This window comes from Paractinoplanes aksuensis, from assembly GCF_024137025.1.
GTDB lineage: Bacteria > Actinomycetota > Actinomycetes > Mycobacteriales > Micromonosporaceae > Actinoplanes > Actinoplanes aksuensis.
In genome coordinates this window covers 39988-60650 of record NZ_JAMYJR010000035.1, presented here as the reverse complement: position 1 = coordinate 60650, position 20663 = coordinate 39988, and the positions used below count along the sequence as shown (strand labels likewise).

Annotated in this window: 17 protein-coding genes; 8 read left to right on the top strand and 9 right to left on the bottom strand. The window is 69.8% G+C overall.

Translation table 11 applies throughout. The annotated features are described in order from the left end of the window. Nucleotides 1-85 precede the first annotated feature (85 nt). The 4 genes from rph to M1L60_RS31825 form a co-directional block, all read right to left on the bottom strand. Nucleotides 86-2950 (bottom strand): rifamycin-inactivating phosphotransferase, encoded by a 2865-nt coding sequence (gene rph / locus M1L60_RS31840; RefSeq protein WP_253241248.1) that lies wholly within the window; start codon nucleotides 2948-2950, stop codon nucleotides 86-88. A gap of 369 nt (nucleotides 2951-3319) precedes the next feature. Next, entirely contained in the window at nucleotides 3320-4714 is a 1395-nt protein-coding gene (locus tag M1L60_RS31835) for a cellulase family glycosylhydrolase (RefSeq protein WP_253241247.1), read from the bottom strand. A gap of 123 nt (nucleotides 4715-4837) precedes the next feature. Beyond that, nucleotides 4838-5503 (bottom strand): response regulator transcription factor, encoded by a 666-nt coding sequence (locus tag M1L60_RS31830; RefSeq protein WP_253241246.1) that lies wholly within the window; start codon nucleotides 5501-5503, stop codon nucleotides 4838-4840. Nucleotides 5504-5575: 72 nt separating this feature from the next. Continuing rightward, entirely contained in the window at nucleotides 5576-6622 is a 1047-nt protein-coding gene (locus M1L60_RS31825; RefSeq protein ID WP_253241245.1) for a sensor histidine kinase, read from the bottom strand. 287 nt (nucleotides 6623-6909) lie between these two features. Here M1L60_RS31825 and M1L60_RS31820 point away from each other — a divergent pair, with 287 nt between their 5' ends. From M1L60_RS31820 to M1L60_RS31795, 6 genes are all read left to right on the top strand, one after another. Further along, the gene (locus M1L60_RS31820; RefSeq protein ID WP_253241244.1) at nucleotides 6910-7626 is read left to right on the top strand and encodes an ATP-binding cassette domain-containing protein; all 717 of its coding nucleotides are present in this window, start codon (nucleotides 6910-6912) and stop codon (nucleotides 7624-7626) included. Continuing rightward, a complete protein-coding gene (locus tag M1L60_RS31815) occupies nucleotides 7623-9104 on the top strand; it encodes a DUF1349 domain-containing protein (RefSeq protein ID WP_253241243.1) in 1482 nt (493 codons plus the stop codon). Before M1L60_RS31820 ends, M1L60_RS31815 begins: the two co-directional genes overlap by 4 nt. A gap of 277 nt (nucleotides 9105-9381) precedes the next feature. Further along, nucleotides 9382-10005, top strand: coding sequence for an ABC transporter permease (locus M1L60_RS31810; protein ID WP_253241242.1), 624 nt, complete (start codon nucleotides 9382-9384; stop codon nucleotides 10003-10005). A gap of 206 nt (nucleotides 10006-10211) precedes the next feature. Further along, entirely contained in the window at nucleotides 10212-10880 is a 669-nt protein-coding gene (locus M1L60_RS31805) for a response regulator transcription factor (protein ID WP_253241241.1), read from the top strand. After that, on the top strand, nucleotides 10870-12180 hold the full coding sequence (locus M1L60_RS31800; RefSeq protein WP_253241240.1) for a sensor histidine kinase: 1311 nt from the start codon (nucleotides 10870-10872) through the stop codon (nucleotides 12178-12180). Before M1L60_RS31805 ends, M1L60_RS31800 begins: the two co-directional genes overlap by 11 nt. Then, the gene (locus M1L60_RS31795; protein ID WP_253241239.1) at nucleotides 12158-12676 is read left to right on the top strand and encodes a PepSY domain-containing protein; all 519 of its coding nucleotides are present in this window, start codon (nucleotides 12158-12160) and stop codon (nucleotides 12674-12676) included. The genes M1L60_RS31800 and M1L60_RS31795 overlap by 23 nt, the downstream gene beginning before the upstream one ends. Here the strand turns inward: M1L60_RS31795 and M1L60_RS31790 are convergent. The 5 genes from M1L60_RS31790 to M1L60_RS31770 all read right to left on the bottom strand — a co-directional run bounded on the left by M1L60_RS31790 (nucleotide 12654) and on the right by M1L60_RS31770 (nucleotide 18764). Then, complete coding sequence (locus M1L60_RS31790; protein WP_253241238.1) at nucleotides 12654-12977, bottom strand: DUF4387 domain-containing protein; 324 nt, start codon at nucleotides 12975-12977, stop codon at nucleotides 12654-12656. The genes M1L60_RS31795 and M1L60_RS31790 overlap by 23 nt on opposite strands. After that, nucleotides 12970-14325: an acyclic terpene utilization AtuA family protein gene (locus M1L60_RS31785; RefSeq protein ID WP_253241237.1), complete on the bottom strand. Its 1356-nt coding sequence runs from the start codon at nucleotides 14323-14325 to the stop codon at nucleotides 12970-12972. Before M1L60_RS31785 ends, M1L60_RS31790 begins: the two co-directional genes overlap by 8 nt. 8 nt (nucleotides 14326-14333) lie before the next feature. Beyond that, nucleotides 14334-15944, bottom strand: coding sequence for an FAD-binding dehydrogenase (locus M1L60_RS31780; protein ID WP_253241236.1), 1611 nt, complete (start codon nucleotides 15942-15944; stop codon nucleotides 14334-14336). A 565-nt stretch (nucleotides 15945-16509) separates the two neighbouring features. Beyond that, nucleotides 16510-17442: a phosphoglycerate dehydrogenase gene (locus tag M1L60_RS31775; RefSeq protein ID WP_253241235.1), complete on the bottom strand. Its 933-nt coding sequence runs from the start codon at nucleotides 17440-17442 to the stop codon at nucleotides 16510-16512. Between the two features lie 68 nt (nucleotides 17443-17510). Further along, nucleotides 17511-18764, bottom strand: coding sequence for an MFS transporter (locus M1L60_RS31770; RefSeq protein ID WP_253241234.1), 1254 nt, complete (start codon nucleotides 18762-18764; stop codon nucleotides 17511-17513). Between the two features lie 95 nt (nucleotides 18765-18859). Between M1L60_RS31770 and M1L60_RS31765 the strand changes: the two genes are divergently transcribed. Both M1L60_RS31765 and M1L60_RS31760 read left to right on the top strand, forming a co-directional pair. Then, complete coding sequence (locus tag M1L60_RS31765; protein WP_253241233.1) at nucleotides 18860-19549, top strand: GntR family transcriptional regulator; 690 nt, start codon at nucleotides 18860-18862, stop codon at nucleotides 19547-19549. Beyond that, a complete protein-coding gene (locus tag M1L60_RS31760) occupies nucleotides 19546-20643 on the top strand; it encodes a tartrate dehydrogenase (protein ID WP_253241232.1) in 1098 nt (365 codons plus the stop codon). Before M1L60_RS31765 ends, M1L60_RS31760 begins: the two co-directional genes overlap by 4 nt. Nucleotides 20644-20663: the final 20 nt, after the last annotated feature.

Below are 20663 nucleotides of genomic sequence, written 5' to 3'. Positions count from 1 at the left end.
GGCGCGGCGGATGGCCGCGGCCGGGTGAGACACGAGTGACGCTATATATGGCGCTCTGTCTATGTAATGGGGAAAACCCTCGACATCAGTCCAGGATCTCCACGTATCCGGCGGTGCCGTGGACCCGGATCCGCTGACCGTCAGTGATCAGCCGGGTCGCCTGCTCGACCCCGACGACGGCGGGCAGGCCGTACTCGCGCGCGATCACCGCGCCGTGCGTCATCAGCCCGCCGACCTCGGTCACCAGCCCGGCCACGGTCACGAACGCGGGCGTCCAGCTCGGATCGGTGTACGCGGTGACCAGGATGTCGCCCGGGGCCAGGTCGGCGCCGGTCATGTCCCGGACGACGCGGGCCCGCCCCTCGACGGTCCCGGCCGAGACGGGCAGGCCGGCCAACGCGCCCGGCGGCAGATCCTGATCACCGTACGTGCCGGTGACGACCTCACCGTCCGAGGTGAACACCCGCGGCGGGGTGACGGTCAGATACGACTCGTACGCTGCCTTGCGCTCGCTCAGGAAGGCCGTGGCCCGGCCCGGGTCGGCCAGCTCGTCGAAGCTGAGGAAGAAGATGTCCTCCCGGTCGTCGAGCACGCCCGCGGCCACCAGCCGATCGGCCTCGGCCAGCAGGGCCAGCTTGTAGACGAAGTAGCGGGCGATCATGTGGTACTTCGGGTACTCGCGGTAGCCGCTGAACGTGCGTACGCGATCGATCATGCGTTTGGTCTCGTCGCGGTGTTCCGGCTGCACGCGGGCCAGCAGATCCCGCTCCTTGTCGAGCGCCTGCCGCCGGCCCTGCTCGAACAGCCGCTCGCGGGCGCCGGGCTCGAAATTGCGGACGTTGCCCAGGATCAGCGGGACGAGGGTGGCCGGGCGCTCGCTCCACCGGGGCCGGGTGATGTCGATCTCGCCCGCGCACCTCATCCCGTACACGTCGAGAAAGTCCTGAATGGCCCGCCGAGGCTCCGGCGGCAGCTCGTCGATCCCGCCCCGTTCCAGAAGAACCACCACTTCCGGGTACGGGCGGATGGCGTCGGCCACGTCCAGCAGGGCCAGACCCATCTCGGAGGTGACGTTGTGCGGCACGGACTGGGCGATCGTGTCGGCCGCGTTCGGTTCGCCCAGCCAGTCCCGGATGTGCTCGTTGAGCCACCCGGCCGCGTTCATGCCGGCCATGATCACCTGCATGCTGCGCGGTTGCTGCAGCATCGCGCGCAACACGGGCAGGTCGGCCCGGATGAAGTCGAGCAGCGCGGGCCCGGTCAGCGGCTCGATGTCGCGCTTGAGCACGGCCAGCGACTGCTCGGCGGCCTCGATCAGTTCGGTGACGACAGCCGGGTCGGCCTCGAGTATCGGCGCCCCGCTGCCCGGTGGCACCCAGGCCGTGCCCTCGTCCGGCCGGTCGGGCAGAAAGCCGTCGCGCTCGACGATGCTGCGCAGAGCGCCGCCGATCAGCGGATCCGACGTGCCCAGGGCGTCGATCAGATTGCCGCGGCTCGACGGGCGGGCCAGGATCTCGGTGACGTCGACGAACAGGCGGCCGCCGGCCTCGGCCATCGGGCGTGGGGTGGTCATCTGCCAGAAGGCCAGCCCGAGCGGCTTCATCGGGTCGGTCATCATCTGCTGGTGCCCGACCGAGACGTACACGTGTTTCTCGTCGTCGTTGATGGGCGGTACGGGGAACAGGGTGGTGATCGGCCGGCTCTGGACGATCACGAACCCGTCGTCGTCGCGGCACCACTCGATGTCCTGCGGGCGGCCGAAGTGGCTTTCGATGAGCCTTCCCAGCCGTACGAGGGTCAGGACCTCGTCGTCGGCCAGAGCGGCCCGCTCCTGGCGTTCCGGGTCGACCGCCCGCTCTTCGGTGCCGCCCTCGGGCCGGGGGCGGATCGTGAGCTGCTTGGCCGCGATGGTCCGCGCGATGACGGTGTCGTCGCGCACACGGTAGACGTCCGGGTTGACCAGCCCCGACACCAGCGCCTCGCCGAGCCCGAACCCGGCGTCGACGGTGCTGACCGCACGGTCGGACGTCACAGGGTCGGCCGTGAACAGAATGCCGGACGCAAGCGGATAAGCCATCCGCTGCACGACAACGGCCATGTGGACGCGGCGGTGGTCGACTTTGTTGTGCCGGCGGTAGCTGACGGCCCGGTCGGTGAACAGCGAGGCCCAGCACCGCCGGATGTGGTCGTGCACTTCGCGCGCGGGCACATTGAGGTACGTGTCGTGCTGCCCGGCGAACGAGGCCGTAGGCATGTCCTCAGCAGTCGCGCTCGACCGAACGGCATACGCGGCTTCCGCGTCCACCCCGTCGAAAGCATCCGACCCGCCGCTCCAACCCGAACTGGAGTGGCTATCCATTTCGGTCGTAGCGCGGCGGTCGTCGCCCCGGCCGAAAGCGGAGTGGGTATCCGCTTGCGTGGAGAAGTGCTGTTGCCCGCCCTGGGCTGAAGTGGTGTGGGTATCCGTTTGTGTGACGGCGTGGTGGTCGCTGGCCTGGGCGGAGGTGGTGTGGACATCCGGCTGTGTGTGGACGTGCTGCTCGCCGCTCTCGGCAGAAGTGGTGTGGGTATCCGTTTGTGTGCGGGCGTGGTGGTCGCCGGCCGGGGCCGAAGTGGTGTGGGTATCCGTTTTCGCGGGTGCCCAGGTCAGCTGTCTTGTGATGGCGGTGACGAGATCGACAGGCATGCTGACCGTCTGGATCGCGCGGCGGAGGTCGGCGGCAATTTCCGCCAGATCAGCGGTGCTCGCCTCGGACAGCCGGTCGAGCAGGGCGCCGATGACCGGCGTGTCCGCGATGACTCGCTGGAACGCTTCGGTCGTCACGCAGAATCCGGGCAACCCCCGGACGCCGTCGATCCGCGAGAGTTCGCCCAGGTTGGCGCCCTTGCCGCCGGCCAGGGCGACGTCGGCCGGGCTGATCTCGGTCAGGTCCAGGATGTAGCTGGTCATGGTTCGACTTCCCCCTTGTGTTCCGGCCGATTGTGCGCGAAACGGGGGGTCTTGCCGCAAGACGGGCACTCCGCTATAACTTTAAGAGGGAGCTGGTGGCGCGCGTGCGTCGAGCTCCCTTTTTCGTTGGCCGGCCTCCCTTCGGCTGTGCGCCGGGCCCCGCAGAAATGGTGAGCTCGGCCTCCTCTCGGGCTGTGCGCCGGGCCCCGCAGAAATGGTGAGCTCGGCCTCCTCTCGGGCTGTGCGCCGGGCCCCGCACAAATGGAGAGCTCAGCCTCCCTCGGGCTGTGCGCCGGGCACCGCAGGAATGGGAGCCCGGCGCACACAGTCAGGCGGTCGCGCAGGAATCGGGAGCCCGGCGCACAAGCGTCAGGCGGCGGCGCAGCTTACGGTCGGCGCGGTGTTGGTTCCGGCGTTCGAGGCGGTGAAGCCCCACGAGGTGCTGGCGCCGGCCCCGAGATTGCCGTTGTACGACATGTTGCGTGCGGTGACGGCACTGCCGTTCGTGGTCACCGTGGCGTTCCACGTATTGGAGAACTGCTGACCGCTGGGCCAGGTCCACGTGACGGTCCAACCGCGGATCGCGGCCGCGCCCGCCGTGACTTTGACTTCGCCCTGGAAGCCGCTGCCCCACGAGCCGGTCACGGCGTAAGCAGCCGTGCAGGCGCCGGTCGCCGGCGGAGTCGTGGGTGGAGTCGTCGGCGGCGTGGTGGGCGGGGTCGTCGGGGGCGTGGTCGGCGGCGTGGTCGGCGGCGTGGTCGGTGTGGTGCCGCCGTAGATGGTGGCCTCGCGGGCGGTGGCCTTGATGCCGTTCGTACCGTTGAAGAGCCTGGTGCCCCACGAGGTCAGCGCGGCCGGATTGAACCCGGTGACCATGTCGAGATACTCGACACCGCCGCCGTTGCCGCTCCACGACCAGCCGAGGTAGCCGATGCCGCGGGCCTGGGCGGTGGCGAGGATGGCGTCCTCGTCCGGGTTGCCGTCCGAGTGGTTGTGCCCGAACTCGCCGATCACCAGCGGCAGCCCCGCGGTCTGGAACCGCCCGACGTAGTCGCTGATCTCGGCCGCGGTGTCGAACACCCCGTACATGTGAATGCTGAAGATCGTGTTCCGCTGCGGGTCGGAGGCGAACACCGAAGCGGCGTTGTCCCGCATGATGAACTGCCAGTCCTGTCCCCAGTTGGGCGCGTCGACCATCAGCGCGTGCGCGAACCCGGCCGCGCGCAGCCGGCTGATCGCGCTCTTCGTGTCGGCGACCCATCCAGTCGCGTTCGTGTTGCCGTACGGCTCGTTCCCGATGTTCAGGACGACGTAGTTCTCCTGCCCGTCGAGTGCGCTCTTGATGCCGATCCAGTAGTCGGTGGCCTTCGCGAGCGTGGTCGCCGCCGCGTCCTCGCCGTACCCGGTCGTGTCATGAGCTTCGAGTACGCAGATCAGCCGCAGCCGCTTGCACTCCGCGATCACGCGGCTGACGTCGGCCGCGTCGTTCTTCGTCCACCGGTCCCCGGTGCTCAGCACCACGCGGACGGTGTTGGCCCCCAGCGCCTTGATGTCCGCCAGCGACGAGAATCGATCCGCGTACCAGGTGTGCGCGTGATTGACCCCGCGCATGACGAACGGATTGCCGTTGCCCTCGAGGATCTGCGTGCCACTGACCTTGATCCCCACCGCCGCCGCCGCCGGCTGACCGGTAGCCGCCAGCCCCAGTCCGGCCGCGACAACTGCCGCAGCCAGCCCGCCGAGCCATCTCTTACGCAATCTCATGGGTCACCTCGAGTCCAGGGAATTTGGGAGCGCTCCCAGATTGCGCGAAGCGTGACAGCGTTGTCAACCATTCGGAAACATCAATGCAATAAGCAGGTCGGCCAGTCGGCTGTATCCCGCGAGCTACCCGATGCCGGCTATGCGGTAGCCGACGCCGGGGAGGGTGACGATGGCGGGTGGATCGCCGAGTTTGCGGCGCAGGCGACCGACCGTCACCGTGACTGTATTGGTGAAGGGGTCGGCGTTCTCGTCCCACACCTGGTCCAGCAGGGCCTCGCTGCTCAGGTAGCCCGGCGCCGCCCGCATCAACGCCTCGAGCACAGCGAACTCCTTCACCGATAGGTTCAGCGGGGTGCCGAGCCGGGTGGCAGTGCGGCGGATCGGGTCGAGCTCGAGGTCGCCGGCGGTGAGCGTGCGGGCCGTCGCCCCGGGCCGGCGCCGGGCCAGCGATCGCACGCGCAGCACCAGCTCGGGGAAGTGGAACGGCTTCGCCAGGTAGTCGTCGGCCCCCAGGGTGAGGCCGCGCACCCGGTCGTCGGCCGAGCCGGCGGCGGTCAGCATGAGCACCATCGGCCGGCCATCGCGACCGGTGATCATCTCGCACAGCGTGTCGCCGCTCAGGCCGGGCAGGTCGCGGTCGAGCATCACCACGTCGTACGGGTTGATGTCGAGCTTCGCCGCCGCCGTCAGGCCGTCGAGCGCCACGTCGACCGCCATACCCTGGTCGCGCAGCCCCTCGGCGATCACCTCGGCCAGCGCCACCGCGTCCTCCACCACCAGAACCCTCACGACCGTCCCTTCCGTTCTGTCCGCGCAGCCTCCCACTGCCTGACCCGGACACACCGGCGATGCGCGGAACCCTCACAGCTGCTGCTCCTCGAGCTCGGCCGGCGCGCCGACGGGCAGGCGGATCTCCACGCGCAGCCCGCCGCTGGGGCGGGCCCGCAGAATCAGCGATCCACCGTGGGCCGACGCCACCGCGGCGGCGATGGCCAGTCCCAGCCCGGTGCCCGAGCCGGTGCGGGAGACCCCGATGCGGCGGAACGGACGGCCGAGTGTCGCCACTTGTTCCGGGTCCAGGACCGGGCCGTCGTTCTCGACCACGAGGGAGCCGGGGGAGAGGGTCACCCGCGTCCAGCCGCCCGGCTCGTTGTGACGGGTGGCGTTGTCGAGCACGTTGGAGACCATGCGGGCCAGCAGCACGGGATTGCCGACGGTGAGGAAGTCTTCGCCGTCGACCGGGGTGCCGGGCGGGATCAGCGAGCGCACTGTCACCGGTGTGCGGTCATCGAGGGCGCCGTGCTGGGCGCGGGCCAGCACGAGCAAGCCTTCGAGCAAACGTTCCAATTGGTCCAGTTCCGTGCGTACGCGGCCGGTCAGTTGCACCACTTCGGCCGGGGGCACCGGTTTGGCCGCGGCCACGTCGATCGTGGCGCGCATCGTGGCCAGCGGTGTGCGCAGCTCGTGGGAGGCGTCGGCCACGAACCGGCGCTGCGCCGCGAACGACTCCTCGAGACGGCCCAGCAGGTCGTCGATGGTGTCGGCCAGATCCTTGACCTCGTCGGCCGGCCCGGTGACGGCCAGCCGCGAGTGCAGGTTGTCGGCGCTGATCCGTCGGGTAGCGGCGGTGATGGTGCGTAAGGGCCGCAGCACTCGTCCCGCGGCCGCCCGGCCCAGCAGCAGCGACATCAGGAACATGAACGTCAGAGCCACGATCGCCCCGACCGCCAGTTGCCGGTTGTGGGCCCGGGCGGCGGCGTCGATCTGTTCCATCGTCGCCGGGTCGATCGGCTCGCCCGCAGGCCGCGTCGACCGTACGCCGAAGGCCGCGACGATCGCGAGCAGCCCGGCCCCTGAGAGGAGGAACAACACGCCGTACAGAAGGGTGAAACGCAGCCGGACGCCCATCCGCACAGCATGCCCGCCTGGATGTGACACCGACATGACAACGTCCACCGCGCGGAGGTTGGTCTTTCCGGGCGTTCGCTCAGAAAGCCGCACCGAAATTGGTCGTTGCTGTCCGTTCGCGCAGTGGGCTCGTTCCGTCCGGAGAGCGTTGTCGCACGAGATCGGCCATGCCCGGCTGGGCGCTGGTGGAACCGCTCATCGAGCCGGGCGTCGCCACGAGGGTGTGACAGCGGCATAACAGTGTTCGTCGCGCTGGGGTTAGGTGTGGCCGCGTAGAACTTCGCGGCATGACGACCATCGAAGTGAACGGATTGCGGAAGCGGTTCGGCCCGTCGGTTGCACTCGACGGGATGACGTTTGTGGTGCAGCCCGGGCGCGTCACCGGGTTTGTCGGGCCCAACGGCGCCGGCAAGTCGACCACGCTGCGGATGATCCTAGGACTGGACCGGCCGGACGCGGGGACGGCGACCATCGACGGCCGGCGGTATGCCGACCTGCCGTGTCCTATGCGGCATGCTGGGGCGCTGCTCGATCCGCACGCGTTGCACCCGGCCCGCAGCGGCCGCAATCACCTGCGCTGGCTGGCCCGGTCCCAGGATCTCCCGGACAGCCGGGTCGACGAGGTGCTGAACCGGTCCGGACTGGCGGCGGCCGGGCGGCGGGCGGCCGGCGGCTATTCGCTGGGCATGCGGCAGCGGCTCGGGGTGGCGGCCGCGCTGCTCGGGGATCCGCCGGTGCTGCTGCTCGACGAGCCGTTCAACGGACTCGATCCGGCGGGCATCGTCTGGATGCGCGATCTACTGCGCGGATTGGCCGAAGATGGCCGTTCGGTGCTCGTCTCCAGTCACCTCATGAGCGAATTGCAAGATATGGCCGGCCATGTGGTCGTGGTCGGACACGGCCGAGTGATCGCCGACGCGGGTGTGAACGAGCTGATCGGTGCGTACTCCTCGCTCGAAGCCGCCTACCTCGATCTCACCGCGGGCGTCGGGGGCATCCGATGATCATGCGGGCCGAATGGCTGAAGTTCCGCACCGTACGAAGCTGGGTCCTGGGATCGGCTGCGGCCGCGCTCATCGTCGTGGCGTTGGGGTGCCTGGCCGCGACCGGCGTGACCATGTCGTGCATGGCCGGGACGCAGGAGGTCGACTGCCCGGCCCCGCCGACCGACTCGTCCGGCCGATCGGTGGCCGACCAGTTCACGTTCGTGCATCAGGCTCTGACCGGCAACGGGTCGATCACCGCCGAGGTCGGAGCGCTCGACGGCACGATCACGTACCCGCCGCCGAACCACGACGAGATCGTGCGCGGTGTGGTGCCGTGGGCCAAGGCGGGCCTGATGGTCAAGGACGGCACGAAACCCGGCGCCGATTACGCGGCCGTGATGGTGACGGGTTCGCACGGCGTACGCATGCAATCGGGTTTCACCCACGACAAAGCCGCCGCATCCGACGGTTCTTGGCTACGGCTCTCCCGGGAGGGCAACCGGATCACCGGCTATGTGTCGCCGGACGGCACGGCCTGGCAAAAGATCGAGACCGTACGCTTGGACGGCCTGCCCTCGACCGTGCAGATCGGCCTGTTCGTGACGTCGCCGAGCGGTCTCACCGTCGAGGAGAACCCGCAGGGGGGTCACGCCGTGTCCGCCCGCTGGACCCAGGCCACGGCCGAATTCTCGCAGGTCAGCCCGGCTGGTGGGTGGAGCGAAAGCCTGGTCGGCTACTCGGACCACCGCACCACGTGGGAACAGACCCATCCGCCCGGCCACACCGAGGCCGGTGGCGTGTTCACCGTGGCCGGCGCGGGCGACATCGGCCTGGAGACCGAGGGTGGCCTGGCCGTCGAGCGCGTGCTGACCGGCCTCTTCGCCGCGCTGCTGGCCCTGATCGTCGTCGGCGTGCTGTGCGGGACGGCCGAATTCCGGCACAGCACGATCCGCACGACGTTGACCGCGATGCCCCGCCCGGTGCGTGTGTCCGCCGCCAAGGCCGCCGTCGTCGGAGCAGTGTCGCTGGTGGTCGGCCTGATCGCCGTCGGGTTGACGCTGCCGGTCGCGACGCGCCTCCTACGGGCCAACGCGGTAGTGATCCTCGACGTCTCGGGGCCGACCATGCTCCGGATCGCCCTCGGCACAGCCCTGCTGATGGCCTTGGCCGGCGTTTTCGCGTACGGCGTGGGGGCCCTGCTGCGACGGGCCGTGCCCGCGGTCCTGACGGTGGCGGCTCTGCTCGTCGCGCCCCCGATCCTGGCCGTGACCTCGGTCCTGCCGCCCGAGGTCGGCGCCTGGCTGCTGCGCGTGACACCGGCCGCCGCGTTCGCGATCCAGCAGAGCGTCGGCGCCTACCCCCAGTTCTCCCGCCCCCAGACAGTCGCCGACGGCTACTTCCCTTTGCCGCCGTGGGCCGGCCTCGCCGTGCTGGCGCTGTGGGCGCTGGCCGCCGTTGCTACAGCAACCTGGCGCCTTCGCCGGAGTCCGGCATGAGTCCCGTCGCTGTTACCGTCGGTCGTGCTACCACCGCGGGCCGTGATGGCGTTCGGGGCCGCGTCCGTGGTTGCTGTAGCAACCTGGCTTCTGCGCCGGAACCCGGCGTTTGTTCCGCCGCTGCGAATGCCGGTCTCAGTGCCGCCGTTCGTGCGACCGCAGGTCTGGCGGTCATCGGGGTGGACTTTGCCGGGCGGTGTCGGGCGTGAGGGCGGCGTGGCGAGCCGAGTGGGCCAAACTGAGCACTGGCGGGCCCGGCCTTGTGGTGCCGTTGGCGTTGGCTTTGCTGCTGATCGCTGGGGGAGTGGCGCTCGGGCGCGATGCGGTCGATCCGGTGCAACTGCGACTGTTGGGGGTTCGGCTCGGGCAGGCCGCGGTGGCGGCGGCGGGCGTACAGATGCTGGCCGCCGAGTACAGCAGCGGCCTGATCCGGGCGACGTTGCTTGCCGTCCCGCGGCGGCTCGATCTGTTGGCGGCCAAGGCTGGGCTGCTGACCGCGTTCGTGGCGCCGATCGCAGTGCTCGGCGTGGGGGTGGCGGTGCTCGGATTGACGCCGAGCGGCGATCTGGTGCGGGCCGCCGTCGTGTCGGTGCTTCACCTGATTTTGATCGGGCTGTTCGGCCTGGGGGCCGCCGCCGTAGTGCGCAATTCGGCGGCGGCTCTCGGCATAGTCCTGTCGCTGCTCTTCCTGATGCCCATGCTCCTGCGCATGCTGCCCGACCCGGACTGGCAGCGAATCCTCTACCGCACAACGCCGGCCACAGCAGTCCAGGCCATGACGACAACCGTCGACACCGCCATCCTGCCCTTGGGCCCGTGGTCGGCGCTCGGTGTGGTGGCGGCGTGGGCGGGCGGCGCCCTCGTCCTCGGCGCTTTCCTTCTGTACCGCCGCGACGCCTGAGGTCGGCTCGCTTCCCGCTCGCGCTGAATCGAGAGGACACAAATGAGCTAGGTTCCTAGGATGCCGTGCTCGGGGTGCCCGAGAGCACGGTCGTGGCCAAAACTCCGAAGGTGCGGCCGTAACGGCGGCTGCGGTGGGCGTGTTCAGGTGGGGTTCAGGGTAGGTGGGGGAGGATGGCGGATCGGCCGCTTCCTGGAGGTACACCTATGCGCGTTCTCGTCGTTGATGACGAGCAGCGGCTGGCCCGTTCGTTGCGGATCGGGCTCGAGGCGGAAGGGTTCGCCGTCGATGTCGCTCACAACGGGGTGGACGGGTTGTGGTTCGCGCGCGAGAACACGTACGACGCCATTGTTCTTGATCTGATGTTGCCGGGTCTCAACGGTTATCAGGTGTGCGCGACGCTGCGGGCCGAGCAGGACTGGACCCCGATCCTCATGCTCACGGCCAAGGACGGTGAGTGGGATCAGGTCGAGGGTCTCGACACCGGCGCCGACGACTATCTGACCAAACCGTGCTCGTTCCCGGTGCTGGTGGCCCGGTTGCGCGCGGTGAGCCGGCGCGGCGCCCGGGAGCGGCCGACCGAGCTGGTCGTCGGCGACCTGCGCCTGGATCCGGCCGCGCGCCGCGTCTGGCGGGGCGACACCGAGGTCGAGCTGACCACGCGTGAGTTCTCGCTGCTCGCCTTCCTGGCCCGGCATCCGGGGGATGTCGTGTCCAAGCGGCAGATCCTGGACGGGGTCTGGGATGCCGATTTCGAGGGCGATCCCAACATTGTCGAGGTCTACATCCGGCACCTTCGTAACAAGATCGGCCGTACGGCGATCGAGACCTTGCGAGGTGCCGGGTATCGGCTGGGTGGCGGCAGTGGTGGCTGACGTCCGGGTGCGGACGACCGCGGCGGCCGTTCTGGTCGTGTCGGTGGCCCTTCTGGTGGGCGCCTTCGTGCTGGTGTTCCTCGTTCGGCAATCGATCAGTGATGGCATAGCGGCGACCGCCGAGCAGCGGGCCGAGGCGATCCTGCAGCGGGGCGAGCGGCCGGCGCCCGACGACGATTTGCTATGGCAAATCACTTCGGCCGACGGCACGGTCGAGCGGTCCGGCGTCGCACTCCCGGACAGGGCGAGCGACGACGTGCGCCTGCCTGACAGCGACGACCAGTACCTCGTGGTGGTCGACAGCGAGGGCGGTTCTCGCGTCTCGGTGGCGGTTCCGGTGGACGACGTGGACGAGTCGACCGAGGCGCTGGTCACGCCGTTGGCGGTCGGGCTGCCGTTGCTGGTCCTGCTGGTGGGCGGGGTGACGTGGGTCGTCGCGTCGCGGGCGCTGGCCCCGGTGGAACGGATCCGCCGCGAGGTGGAGGAGATCACCGGGGACCGGTTGGACCGCCGGGTGCCGGAGCCGGCTTCGCGGGACGAGATCGGGCGGTTGGCCCGGACCATGAACCAGATGCTCGTACGCCTGCAGGACTCCCGCGACCGGCAGCGCGCGTTCGTCGCCGACGCCTCGCACGAGCTGCGGTCGCCGGTGGCCAGCATCCGGCAGGTGGCGGAGGTCGCCCAGACCCATCCGGGGGCGCTGCCGGACGGGGAGCTGGCCGAGACGGTGCTGGCCGAGTCGGCCCGTCTGCAGCGGCTGGTCGACCAGTTGCTGCTGCTGACCCGGGCCGACGACGGTGGCGGTGACCGTGCCCGGCAGGACGTCGATCTGGACGACCTGGCCCTCGCCGAAGGGCGGCGAATCGGTCGTACGGGCATCGCTGTCGACACGAAAGACGTGGGCCCCGGCCGGGTTCGGGGCGACGCGTCGGCGCTGGCCCAGGTGGTTCGCAACCTCACCGACAACGCGGCCCGGCACGCCGTCGGCGCCGTGGCCGTCGGGGTGCGCGAGAGTGCGGGCCGGGTCGAGCTGACGGTCGACGACGACGGCCCCGGCATTCCCGACGACCAGCGCGAACGCGTCTTCGACCGGTTCGTGCGGCTGGACGAGGCGCGGGCCCGGGACGCCGGCGGCAGCGGGCTCGGCCTGGCCATCGTCCGGGAAATCGTGACCGCGCACGGCGGGACGGTGGCCGTCACCCGGTCGAAGCTGGGCGGGGCGCGATTCACCGTGCGCTTTCAGGCTGGGTTCAGCGAGCCTCCCGCAAGCTCTGCGTATGAACATCACGAAGCTCCGTAGCAAGCGCGTCCTTGTCAGCACCGCGGCCGTGGCCGCCCTCGCGATCGGGGGCGGTGTGTGGGCGACCGCCGCCTACGCCGACCCCGACGTCAGCGGCAACGATCGCGACCGGGTCGGCAACGCCGCCGTGCAGGCCGTGGGCAGCGGCACCGTCATCGACGTCGAGACGAGCGACGACCAGGGCGAGGCGTACGAGGTCGAGGTGCGCAAGACCGACGGCAGCGAGGTCGACGTGACCCTCGACAAGGACCTGAAGGTGCTCACCCAGGAGGCCGACACGCCCGACGCGGCCGACCCCGCGGTGAGCGCCACCGACCGGGCCGCGGCCGAGAAGGCAGCCCTGGAAGCCTTCCCCGGCGGCACTGTCCTGGACGTCGAGAAGAGCGACGACCAGGGCGTGGCGTACGAGGTCGAGGTGCGCGCGGCCGACAACGCCGAGTGGGACGTCGACCTCGACGCCGCGTTCAAGGTGCTCACGAAGACCGAAGACCAGTAATCGGCAGCCGGGCCAGCGGAACGTGATGCTGGCCGGCGTGGATGTCCCGGTCGCGCAGGCTCCCCTGCGAGACCGGGCGCGGGAACGAGACCTTCACGACGTTGAGGGCCGGGACGCGGAAGATCTGGACGCCGGCCGGGTCGACGCCGTAGAGGCGGGCGATGACGGGAGCGTCCAGAAAGGACACCAGTTCGTAGCCGGCCTGGTCGCGCAGGAAAACCTCCATCGTCACCCAGAACGGGCCGGCGTTCTTGGAGCGGACCTCCACGGCCAGGTCGGCGATCGTGCGGGTCTCAGGCATCGGTGGCCTCCAGCCGGTGAATGCGGAACAGGGCAGTGGGGGAATCCACGTCAACAGCGTGATTGAGTACGAACTCGTAGGCGGCGCCACGCTCCGTCTCGGCCGGTGAGGTCGCGAAGGCGAGGCTGGGCAGATAGTCCATGTCGGGTGTGGGCAGGTGCAGCATCAGCGGGTTGACCACCTTGGCCACGGCCGTCGCGGTCGCCTGGTCGGCCGCGCGCACCAGCAGCATCACGCCGACCTCCTTGGGCGGGCTGCGGTCGGGCTCGATGCCGTCGAGGATCGCGTCGTAGCCGTACAGCCGCAGGTCGAACTCGTAGTCGCCGTCGCCCAGGCCGAGGGCGCGGGTCACCCACTCGCCGATCATCTTGCGCAGCAGCGCGGCCCACGTGTCGATCTGGCCGAGGATGTGCGGGTCGCGGATCGCGGTGAACGACATCGTCTCGTACCCGGTGACGCGGGCGCCCTCCAGCTTGATGGTGTGCTGCTCGGCCGGCTCGAAACGAGAACCTTCGACCCGTACGCGTCGATGGTCGACCGCGCTGTAGGCGGCCTCCGACACGACGATGGTGCCGGCCGGCTCGCGCATCGAGTACGGGTTGACCGTCTCGTACAACATGTGCGCGGCAACCGACTGCGGTGTGCACGTGTTGTCCGGGTCGAGCGGTTCGATGGTAAAACCGTGCTCGTCGATGGTGGCGAGCACGCCGCCCGCGCGCGGGTTGGTCGTGCACTGCCCGCCGCACTCGACGATTTTCGCCGCGTGCCAGGCCGGGCCGGGCGGCAGGCCCCGCATCAGCGGCACGGCGGCGGCGATGGCGGTGTCGGTGGCCCGTCCGGCCAGCACCACGTCGGCGCCGCCCTCGAGCGCGGCGACGATCGGCTCGTGGCCCATCATGCCGACGATGTGGGTGCAGTCGGCCAGGGTCGCCGGGTCGAGCGGTCCGGCCGGGGGCAGCGGGCGGATGCGTCGCAGATCGAGGTCGGACGCATGCTGTTCGCTGTAGATGACGGCGATGCGCAGGTCGAGGCCCTCGGCGGCCATGATCTCGCGGGCGATGCCGGCCACCCAGTCCACGCCCGAGTCGGTGCCGCTGGTGCCGCACGAGCCGACGATCAGCGGGATCCGGGCGCTCGCGGCCGCCTTCAGCAGCAGCCGCAGATCCTGGGTGACGGCCGCGGCGGCGGTCTTGGCCGTGCCGGAACCCAGGTAGTACGGGCCGGAGTCGGTGGAGCCGCCGTCGACGGCGATGACGTCGGCGCCGAGTTCGAGCCCGCGCGTGACGGTCTCCGGCGGGAAGCCGGCGCCGAGCATGCCGGTCGGGGCGAGGATGCGTACCTCGGTCATTTGTTGCCTCATTTCTTGAGTGCGTTGGCCACCTGACGGCCGGAGAACAGGCAGCCGCCGAGGAAAGTGCCCTCGAGTGCGCGGTAACCGTGCATCCCACCGCCACCGAATCCGGCCGCTTCGCCCGCGGCGTACAGCCCCGGGACGGGTTGGCCGGCGGCGTTCAACACCCGGCCGTCCAGATCGGTGTGCAGGCCACCGAGCGATTTCCGGGTCAGAACATGCAGCCGTACGGCGATGAGGGGCCCGGCCGACCGGTCGAGCAGCCGATGGGGCGCAACCGTGCGCATCAACCGGTCCCCGCGGTAGTGGCGGAAGTTGCGAATGGCCGCGATCTGCAGGTCCTTGCCGAAGCCGTTGTCCAGTTCACGGTCGCGGGCCTCGATCGTCCGCCGGACGTCCGCCGGGTCCAGCAGCGGCTCCGAGGTCAGCGCGTTCATGCCCTTGACCAGCTCGTCCAGGTCGTCGGCGACCACGAAGTCGGCGCCGTTGCGCTTGAACGCCTCGACCGGCGCGGGCGCTCCGGCCCGGACGCGGCCCAGCACCTGGCGGACGCTGCGCCCGGTCAGGTCGGGGTTCTGCTCGGAGCCGGAAAGGGCGAACTCCTTCTCGATGATGCGCTGGGTGAGCACGAACCAGCTGTGGTCGTGCCCGGTCGTGCGCAGGTGGGCGAGGGTGCCCAGCGTGTCGAACCCCGGATAGAGCGGAGCGGGCAGGCGGCGCCCACGCGCGTCCAGCCACAGCGAGGACGGGCCGGGCAGGATGCGGATGCCGTGGCGCTCCCAGATCGGGTCCCAGTTCTGGATGCCCTCGACGTAGTGCCACATCCGATCCGGGTTGATGACGGCCGCCCCGGCCTCGGTGGCGATGCCGAGCATCCGCCCGTCCACATGGGCGGGCACGCCGCTGATCATGTGCTCGGGCGGCGTCCCGAGACGAGCCGGCCAATTGCGGCGTACGAGGTGATGGTCGCCCCCGATACCGCCGGAGGTCACGACGACGGCCTGCGCCGTGAACGCGAACTCGCCGACCTCGAGCCGAGAACTGGCCTGCCCACGGGCGACGGCACTCGGCTCGAGCACCCGCCCCGCGACCCCGGTGACGGTGCCGCCGCTGGTGATGAGCGAGTCGACGCGGTGCCGGTGCGCGATGGTGACGCGGTCGCTGCCGAGAACGGCCGCGAGGAACGGCTCGAGCACGCCGGGCCCGGTGCCCCACGTGATGTGGAAGCGGGGCACGGAGTTGTTGGCACGCTCGGCCCAGCCGACGATCGGGAACAGCTTGATGCCCTGCTGCTTGAGCCAGGCCCGTTTCTCACCGGCCGCCCACCCGACGTAGGCCTCGGCCCAGCGCCGCGGCCACTCGTCCTCGGCCCGGTCGAAGCCCGCATTTCCCAGCCAGTCCTGCCAGGCCAACTCGTACGAGTCGCGGATACCCATACGCCGCTGCTCAGGCGAGTCCACCAGGAACAGCCCCCCGAACGACCAGAAGGCCTGCCCACCCAGACTCTGCTCCGGCTCCTGCTCCACCACCAGAACCGACCGCCCCGCGGCCGCCAGCTCAGCCGCCGCAACCAGCCCAGCCAGCCCGGCCCCCACCACAATCACATCAGCATCCATAACCCCTCCAAGCTGTAGGTCGACCCCGTCGCAGACCACCCCGGCCACCCACCACGCGCCGCAAAGCGGTGTGGATATCCGCATGAGCAAGCCACGCCGACGACCGGAGCACCCGCTATGCCTTGTCCACAGACCGGAGCAGCGCCATGGCGCACTCGACGAGGCGCGAAGCTCTCCACGAGACGCTCCGGTCCCGTGCCGCCCACCGCCAAATGGTGTGGATATCCGCTAGAGCAAGCCGCCGTGGAAGCCGGGCCAGCCGACATGCGCTGTCCGCTGACTGGTCCTGTGTCTTGGTGCTGTCGGCAGTGCGTGGCGCTCTCCGCGAGACGGTTTGGTCTCGTGCCGCCCACCGCGAGGTGGTGTGGATATCCGCTTGGACAGGCGCCGCGGCGGCAGGTTCGCCGTTCGCGCATTACCCGCAGGCCGGATCGCCTCTTGGCGCTGTCCGCGAGACGGTGCGGCTGCGCGGCGGTTGGTGTTGGGTGTTTCGTGGCTGCCCCATCTTCAGCGAAGTGGAGTGCATATCCGCTTGGGACAGTGGCGGCTGCGGCTTGTCCGGGGTTCATCGATCCGGCCGATTGATGGCTTTAGCCGGGACGGCGTTGACCGGGTGTTTCGGGTGGCCGGCGAGGGCGGCGATTAGTTCGTGGGCGCCGTAGAGGCCGGCGTTGTGGCGGGCCTCGGTGGTTTGGCCGGCCATGTGTGAATAGACAGTGATGTTGTCGAAGTTGCGTAGTGGGCTGTCGGCCGGGAGTGGCTCGGTGTCCACGACGTCCAGGGCGGCGCCGGCGATCTGGCCCGTGCGTACGGCTTCGGCCAGGGCGGTTTCGTCGACGATGGGGCCGCGGGCGGTGTTGATGAGGTGGGCGGTCGGCTTCATGCGGGCCAGGGCTGCGGCGTTGATCAGGTGGCGGGTCTTCTCGGTGAGCGAGGTGTGGATCGACACGAAGTCGGACTCGGGCAAGACTGCTTCCCATGGTTCTTGTATGACAGTCATACCGAAGGCTTCGGCCAGTGGGCGCAGTCGTTGGGCTACCGCGCCGCGGCCGATGATGCCCAGGGTTTTGCCGTGCAGTTCGAAGCCGTCGCCGCGGGGCCAATTGCCGGCGGCTACCCCGGTGGCCAGGCCGATCAGATTGCGGGCCTGGACCAGGATCAGGCCGATCGTGTACTCGGCAACCGCATTGGCGTTGATGCCGGGCAGGTTGCTCACGCTGATACCCAGCGAAGCCGCCGCCTCGACGTCGACCGAGTCGTAGCCGACACCTGTGCGCACGATCGCCCGCAACGACGGCGCGCTACGAAGCACTTCAGCGGTCATCGGCTCGTTGGCGATCAACGCTCCCTCCATACCGTCGAGCGCTGCGATGAGCGCGTCCGCCGACCGCTTTCCGCGCATCGGATCGTGCCGCGTCGTGAAACCCTGCCCGCGCAGATAGGTGTCCACCTCGTCGCCGGGCTGGAGGTAATCGGTCGTGATCAGAATCGTCGGCATGGCGCCCTTCATCGGAGGAGTGGCGTGGTCGGCCGGAGGAAAGCTGCGGTCGGGGGGCCTGGCGTGGATCACTTGAGGATCGGGGTTTCGGTGCGGGTCTGCAGGCGGCCCAGGCGGGTCAGGACGAGGATGGCCAGGGTGGCCAGGACGGCGATGTCCAGCAGCATGGTGTTCCAGCCGGTCAGGTCGACCACGCCGCCGATCAGGGCGGGGCCGGCGAAGCCGCCCAGGTACCAGGTGACGGCGTACAGGCCGGTGTAGGTGCCCAGCACGCGGCTTGACGGGGCCAGGTTCCACAGCACCACGGCTGCGTTGATCAGGAAGGCGGCGGCGCCGATTGCGGCCACGCAGAAGACCACGACGGTGGCGGTGGCTGTCTGCACTGCCGTGCCGGCGGCCAGGGCCGCGGCGAAGATGGCCATGCCGACGCCCATCGTTTTCAGGCGGCCGTAGCGTTCGGCCAGCAGGGCGGCCGGATAGGCGGCGATCACGTAGGCGATGCCGCTCGGCAGCGTCAGCCCGCCCGCCTCGCCCCGGGTCAGGCCGAGCGCTTCCATTCCGTACGGGGTGATCAGGGACCTCGAGGCGAACCAGGCGCCGCCGAACAGCATGACCGTGAGCAGCAACAGCAGGCGGCGACGGTCGTGGTCGAAGACGATGTCCTGGACGACCTGGCGGAACGGCACCCGCGCCTCGCCGGGGGCGGCGTTCGCGTCCTCGGCCAGTGCCTGCTGGTAGCCGGTCGAGCGGCTGTCGCGCACCTTCACGACCATCACCACCGTGATGAGCAGCAGGATGGCCGACGGGATGGCGAACGCCGCGTGCGGGTGGTCATCGACGACGAGCAGGCTGATCAGCGAGGCGACGATGATCGTGAGCGCGGCCGCGATCTTCACGACGGCGTTGGCCCGGCTGCGTCGCTCGGGTGGGATGAAGTCGGGCACCAGCGACTCGGCCAGCGGGCGCATCGTGTTGGCGACCAGCGCGTAGCCGACCATCACGGCGATCAGCATCGTGGCCGACGTCGTCCAGGGCAGGAAGACGAAGAGCACGGCGGCCAGCGGCATGCCCACGGCCAGGTACGGCACGCGGCGGCCCCAGCGGGTGCGGGTGTTGTCGGAGCGGTTGCCGATCCAGGGCTGGATGAAGATCCCCAGCAGGTTGTCCATGCCCATGAGCGCGCCGACCAGCGCCGCGCTCGTCACGTGCTCGCGCAGCAGCACGGGCACCTGGTTGTCGTAGAAGTTCCAGGTCGACTCCTGCGCGAACAGCGCCAGAGCGATGAAAAACGTGATCTTCCGGTGGCTTCTCACCTCGGCCATGTCGCCTCCTGTGTCCGGCGTCACGTTAATTTGCTATAGCAAAAGCGTCAACAGTTGCATCCGTTTTTAGAGATTGCATGCGCTAGAGTGCCGTCATGCCAGCTGTCGAGACCCTCGCCGACCAGGCCTACGGGCAACTCCGCACCGCCATCGCCGCCGGTGAGCTCGCCCCGGGCGAAAAGGTGACCGAGCGTGGCGTGGCCGCGTGGCTGGCCATCAGCCCCACCCCGGTGCGCGAGGCGCTGCGCCGGCTCGAGCTCGACGGCCTCATCGAGCGGATCGGCCCGCGGACGGTGCTGGTCGCCGCTATCCGCGGCGCCGCCATCGACGATTTGGCCGAGGTCGAGGTCGGCCTGCGGGGACTGGTCGCCCGGTTCGCGGCCCGGCACGCCACCGCGGCCCAGCTCGACGTGCTCGACAACATCCTCGACCGCGCCGACGACCTGCTGATCCTGCTCAAGGAACGCCGGCGCACCGACCAGCCCGTCGAGCGTCATCTGCACGAACTGCTCGACACGATGCTCGAATTCAACGACACGGTGAGCGCCTGCGCGCACAACCCGGTGCTCGTGCGCATGCTCGAACAGAGCCGGGTCTTCAGCCGCCCCCGCCGTCGCGAGCTCCTGCTGCGCAAGGTGGCCGAGGACGATACGTTCGGGCTGGAGCGGTACACCAGCCACCGCGCTCTCGTCCGCGCCCTGCGCGCCGGTGACTCCGCGGCCGCCGAGCAACTCGCGCTCGCCGACGCCCAGGGCGGGCTCGCCGCACTGAGGGAGGCCCCGTGACTCAGCACCGCATCGCCGTGATCCCCGGCGACGGCATCGGCCGGGAGGTCGTACCGGCCGGGTTGGAAGCCTTGGAAGCGACAGCGAGCCGGTTCGGTCTCGGGCTCGAGTTCGACACCTTCGACTTCGCCAGCGCCGAGTATTGGCAGCGGCACGGCACGATGCTGCCGTCGGACTGGGAAGAGACGCTACGTGGGTACGACGCGATCTACTTCGGAGCGGTCGGCTGGCCCGAGGTGGTGCCCGACCACGTCTCGCTGTGGGGGAGCCTGCTGCAGTTCCGGCGCACCTTCGACCAGTACGTGAATCTGCGGCCCTGCCGGCTGCTGCCCGGCGTCCGCGGTCCGCTGGCCGGCCGCGAGCCCGGTGACATCGACTTCATCGTCGTCCGCGAGAACACCGAGGGTGAGTACTCGAGCATCGGCGGCCGGATCTTCGAGGGCACCGAGCGTGAGACCGTGCTGCAAGAGACGGTGATGACGCGCGTCGGTGTCGACCGGGTGCTGCGGTTCGCCTACGAGCAGGCCGCCCGTCGCCCCAAGAACCACCTGACGTCAGCCACCAAGAGCAACGGCATCTCGATCACCATGCCCTACTGGGACGAGCGCGTGGCCGCCATGCAGGGCCAATTTCCCGGCGTACGGGTGGACAAGTTCCACATCGATGCCTTGGTGGCGAATTTCGTGTTGCACCCGGACTGGTTCGACGTGGTGGTCGCGAGCAACCTGTTCGGCGACATCCTGTCCGACCTGGGTCCGGCCTGCACCGGCACGCTGGGCCTGGCCCCGAGCGCGAACATCAACCCCGAACGCGACCACCCGAGCCTGTTCGAGCCCGTGCACGGCTCCGCCCCCGACATCGCCGGCCGCGGCATCGCCAACCCGGTCGGCCAGATCTGGTGCGGCTCGATGATGCTCGACCACCTGGGCCACCCCGAAGCCGCCGCGCACCTGCTCGGCGCGATCGAAGACGTTCTGGCGTACGGGCCGACCGAGGCTCCGCTGACGCCGGACTTGCAGGGCAAGGGCACCACGGCCGAACTCGGCCAGGCCATCGCCGACCGCGTCCGCACCCGCGACCAGGCCAACGCTTAGCAACGGGATCAGGCAGACCG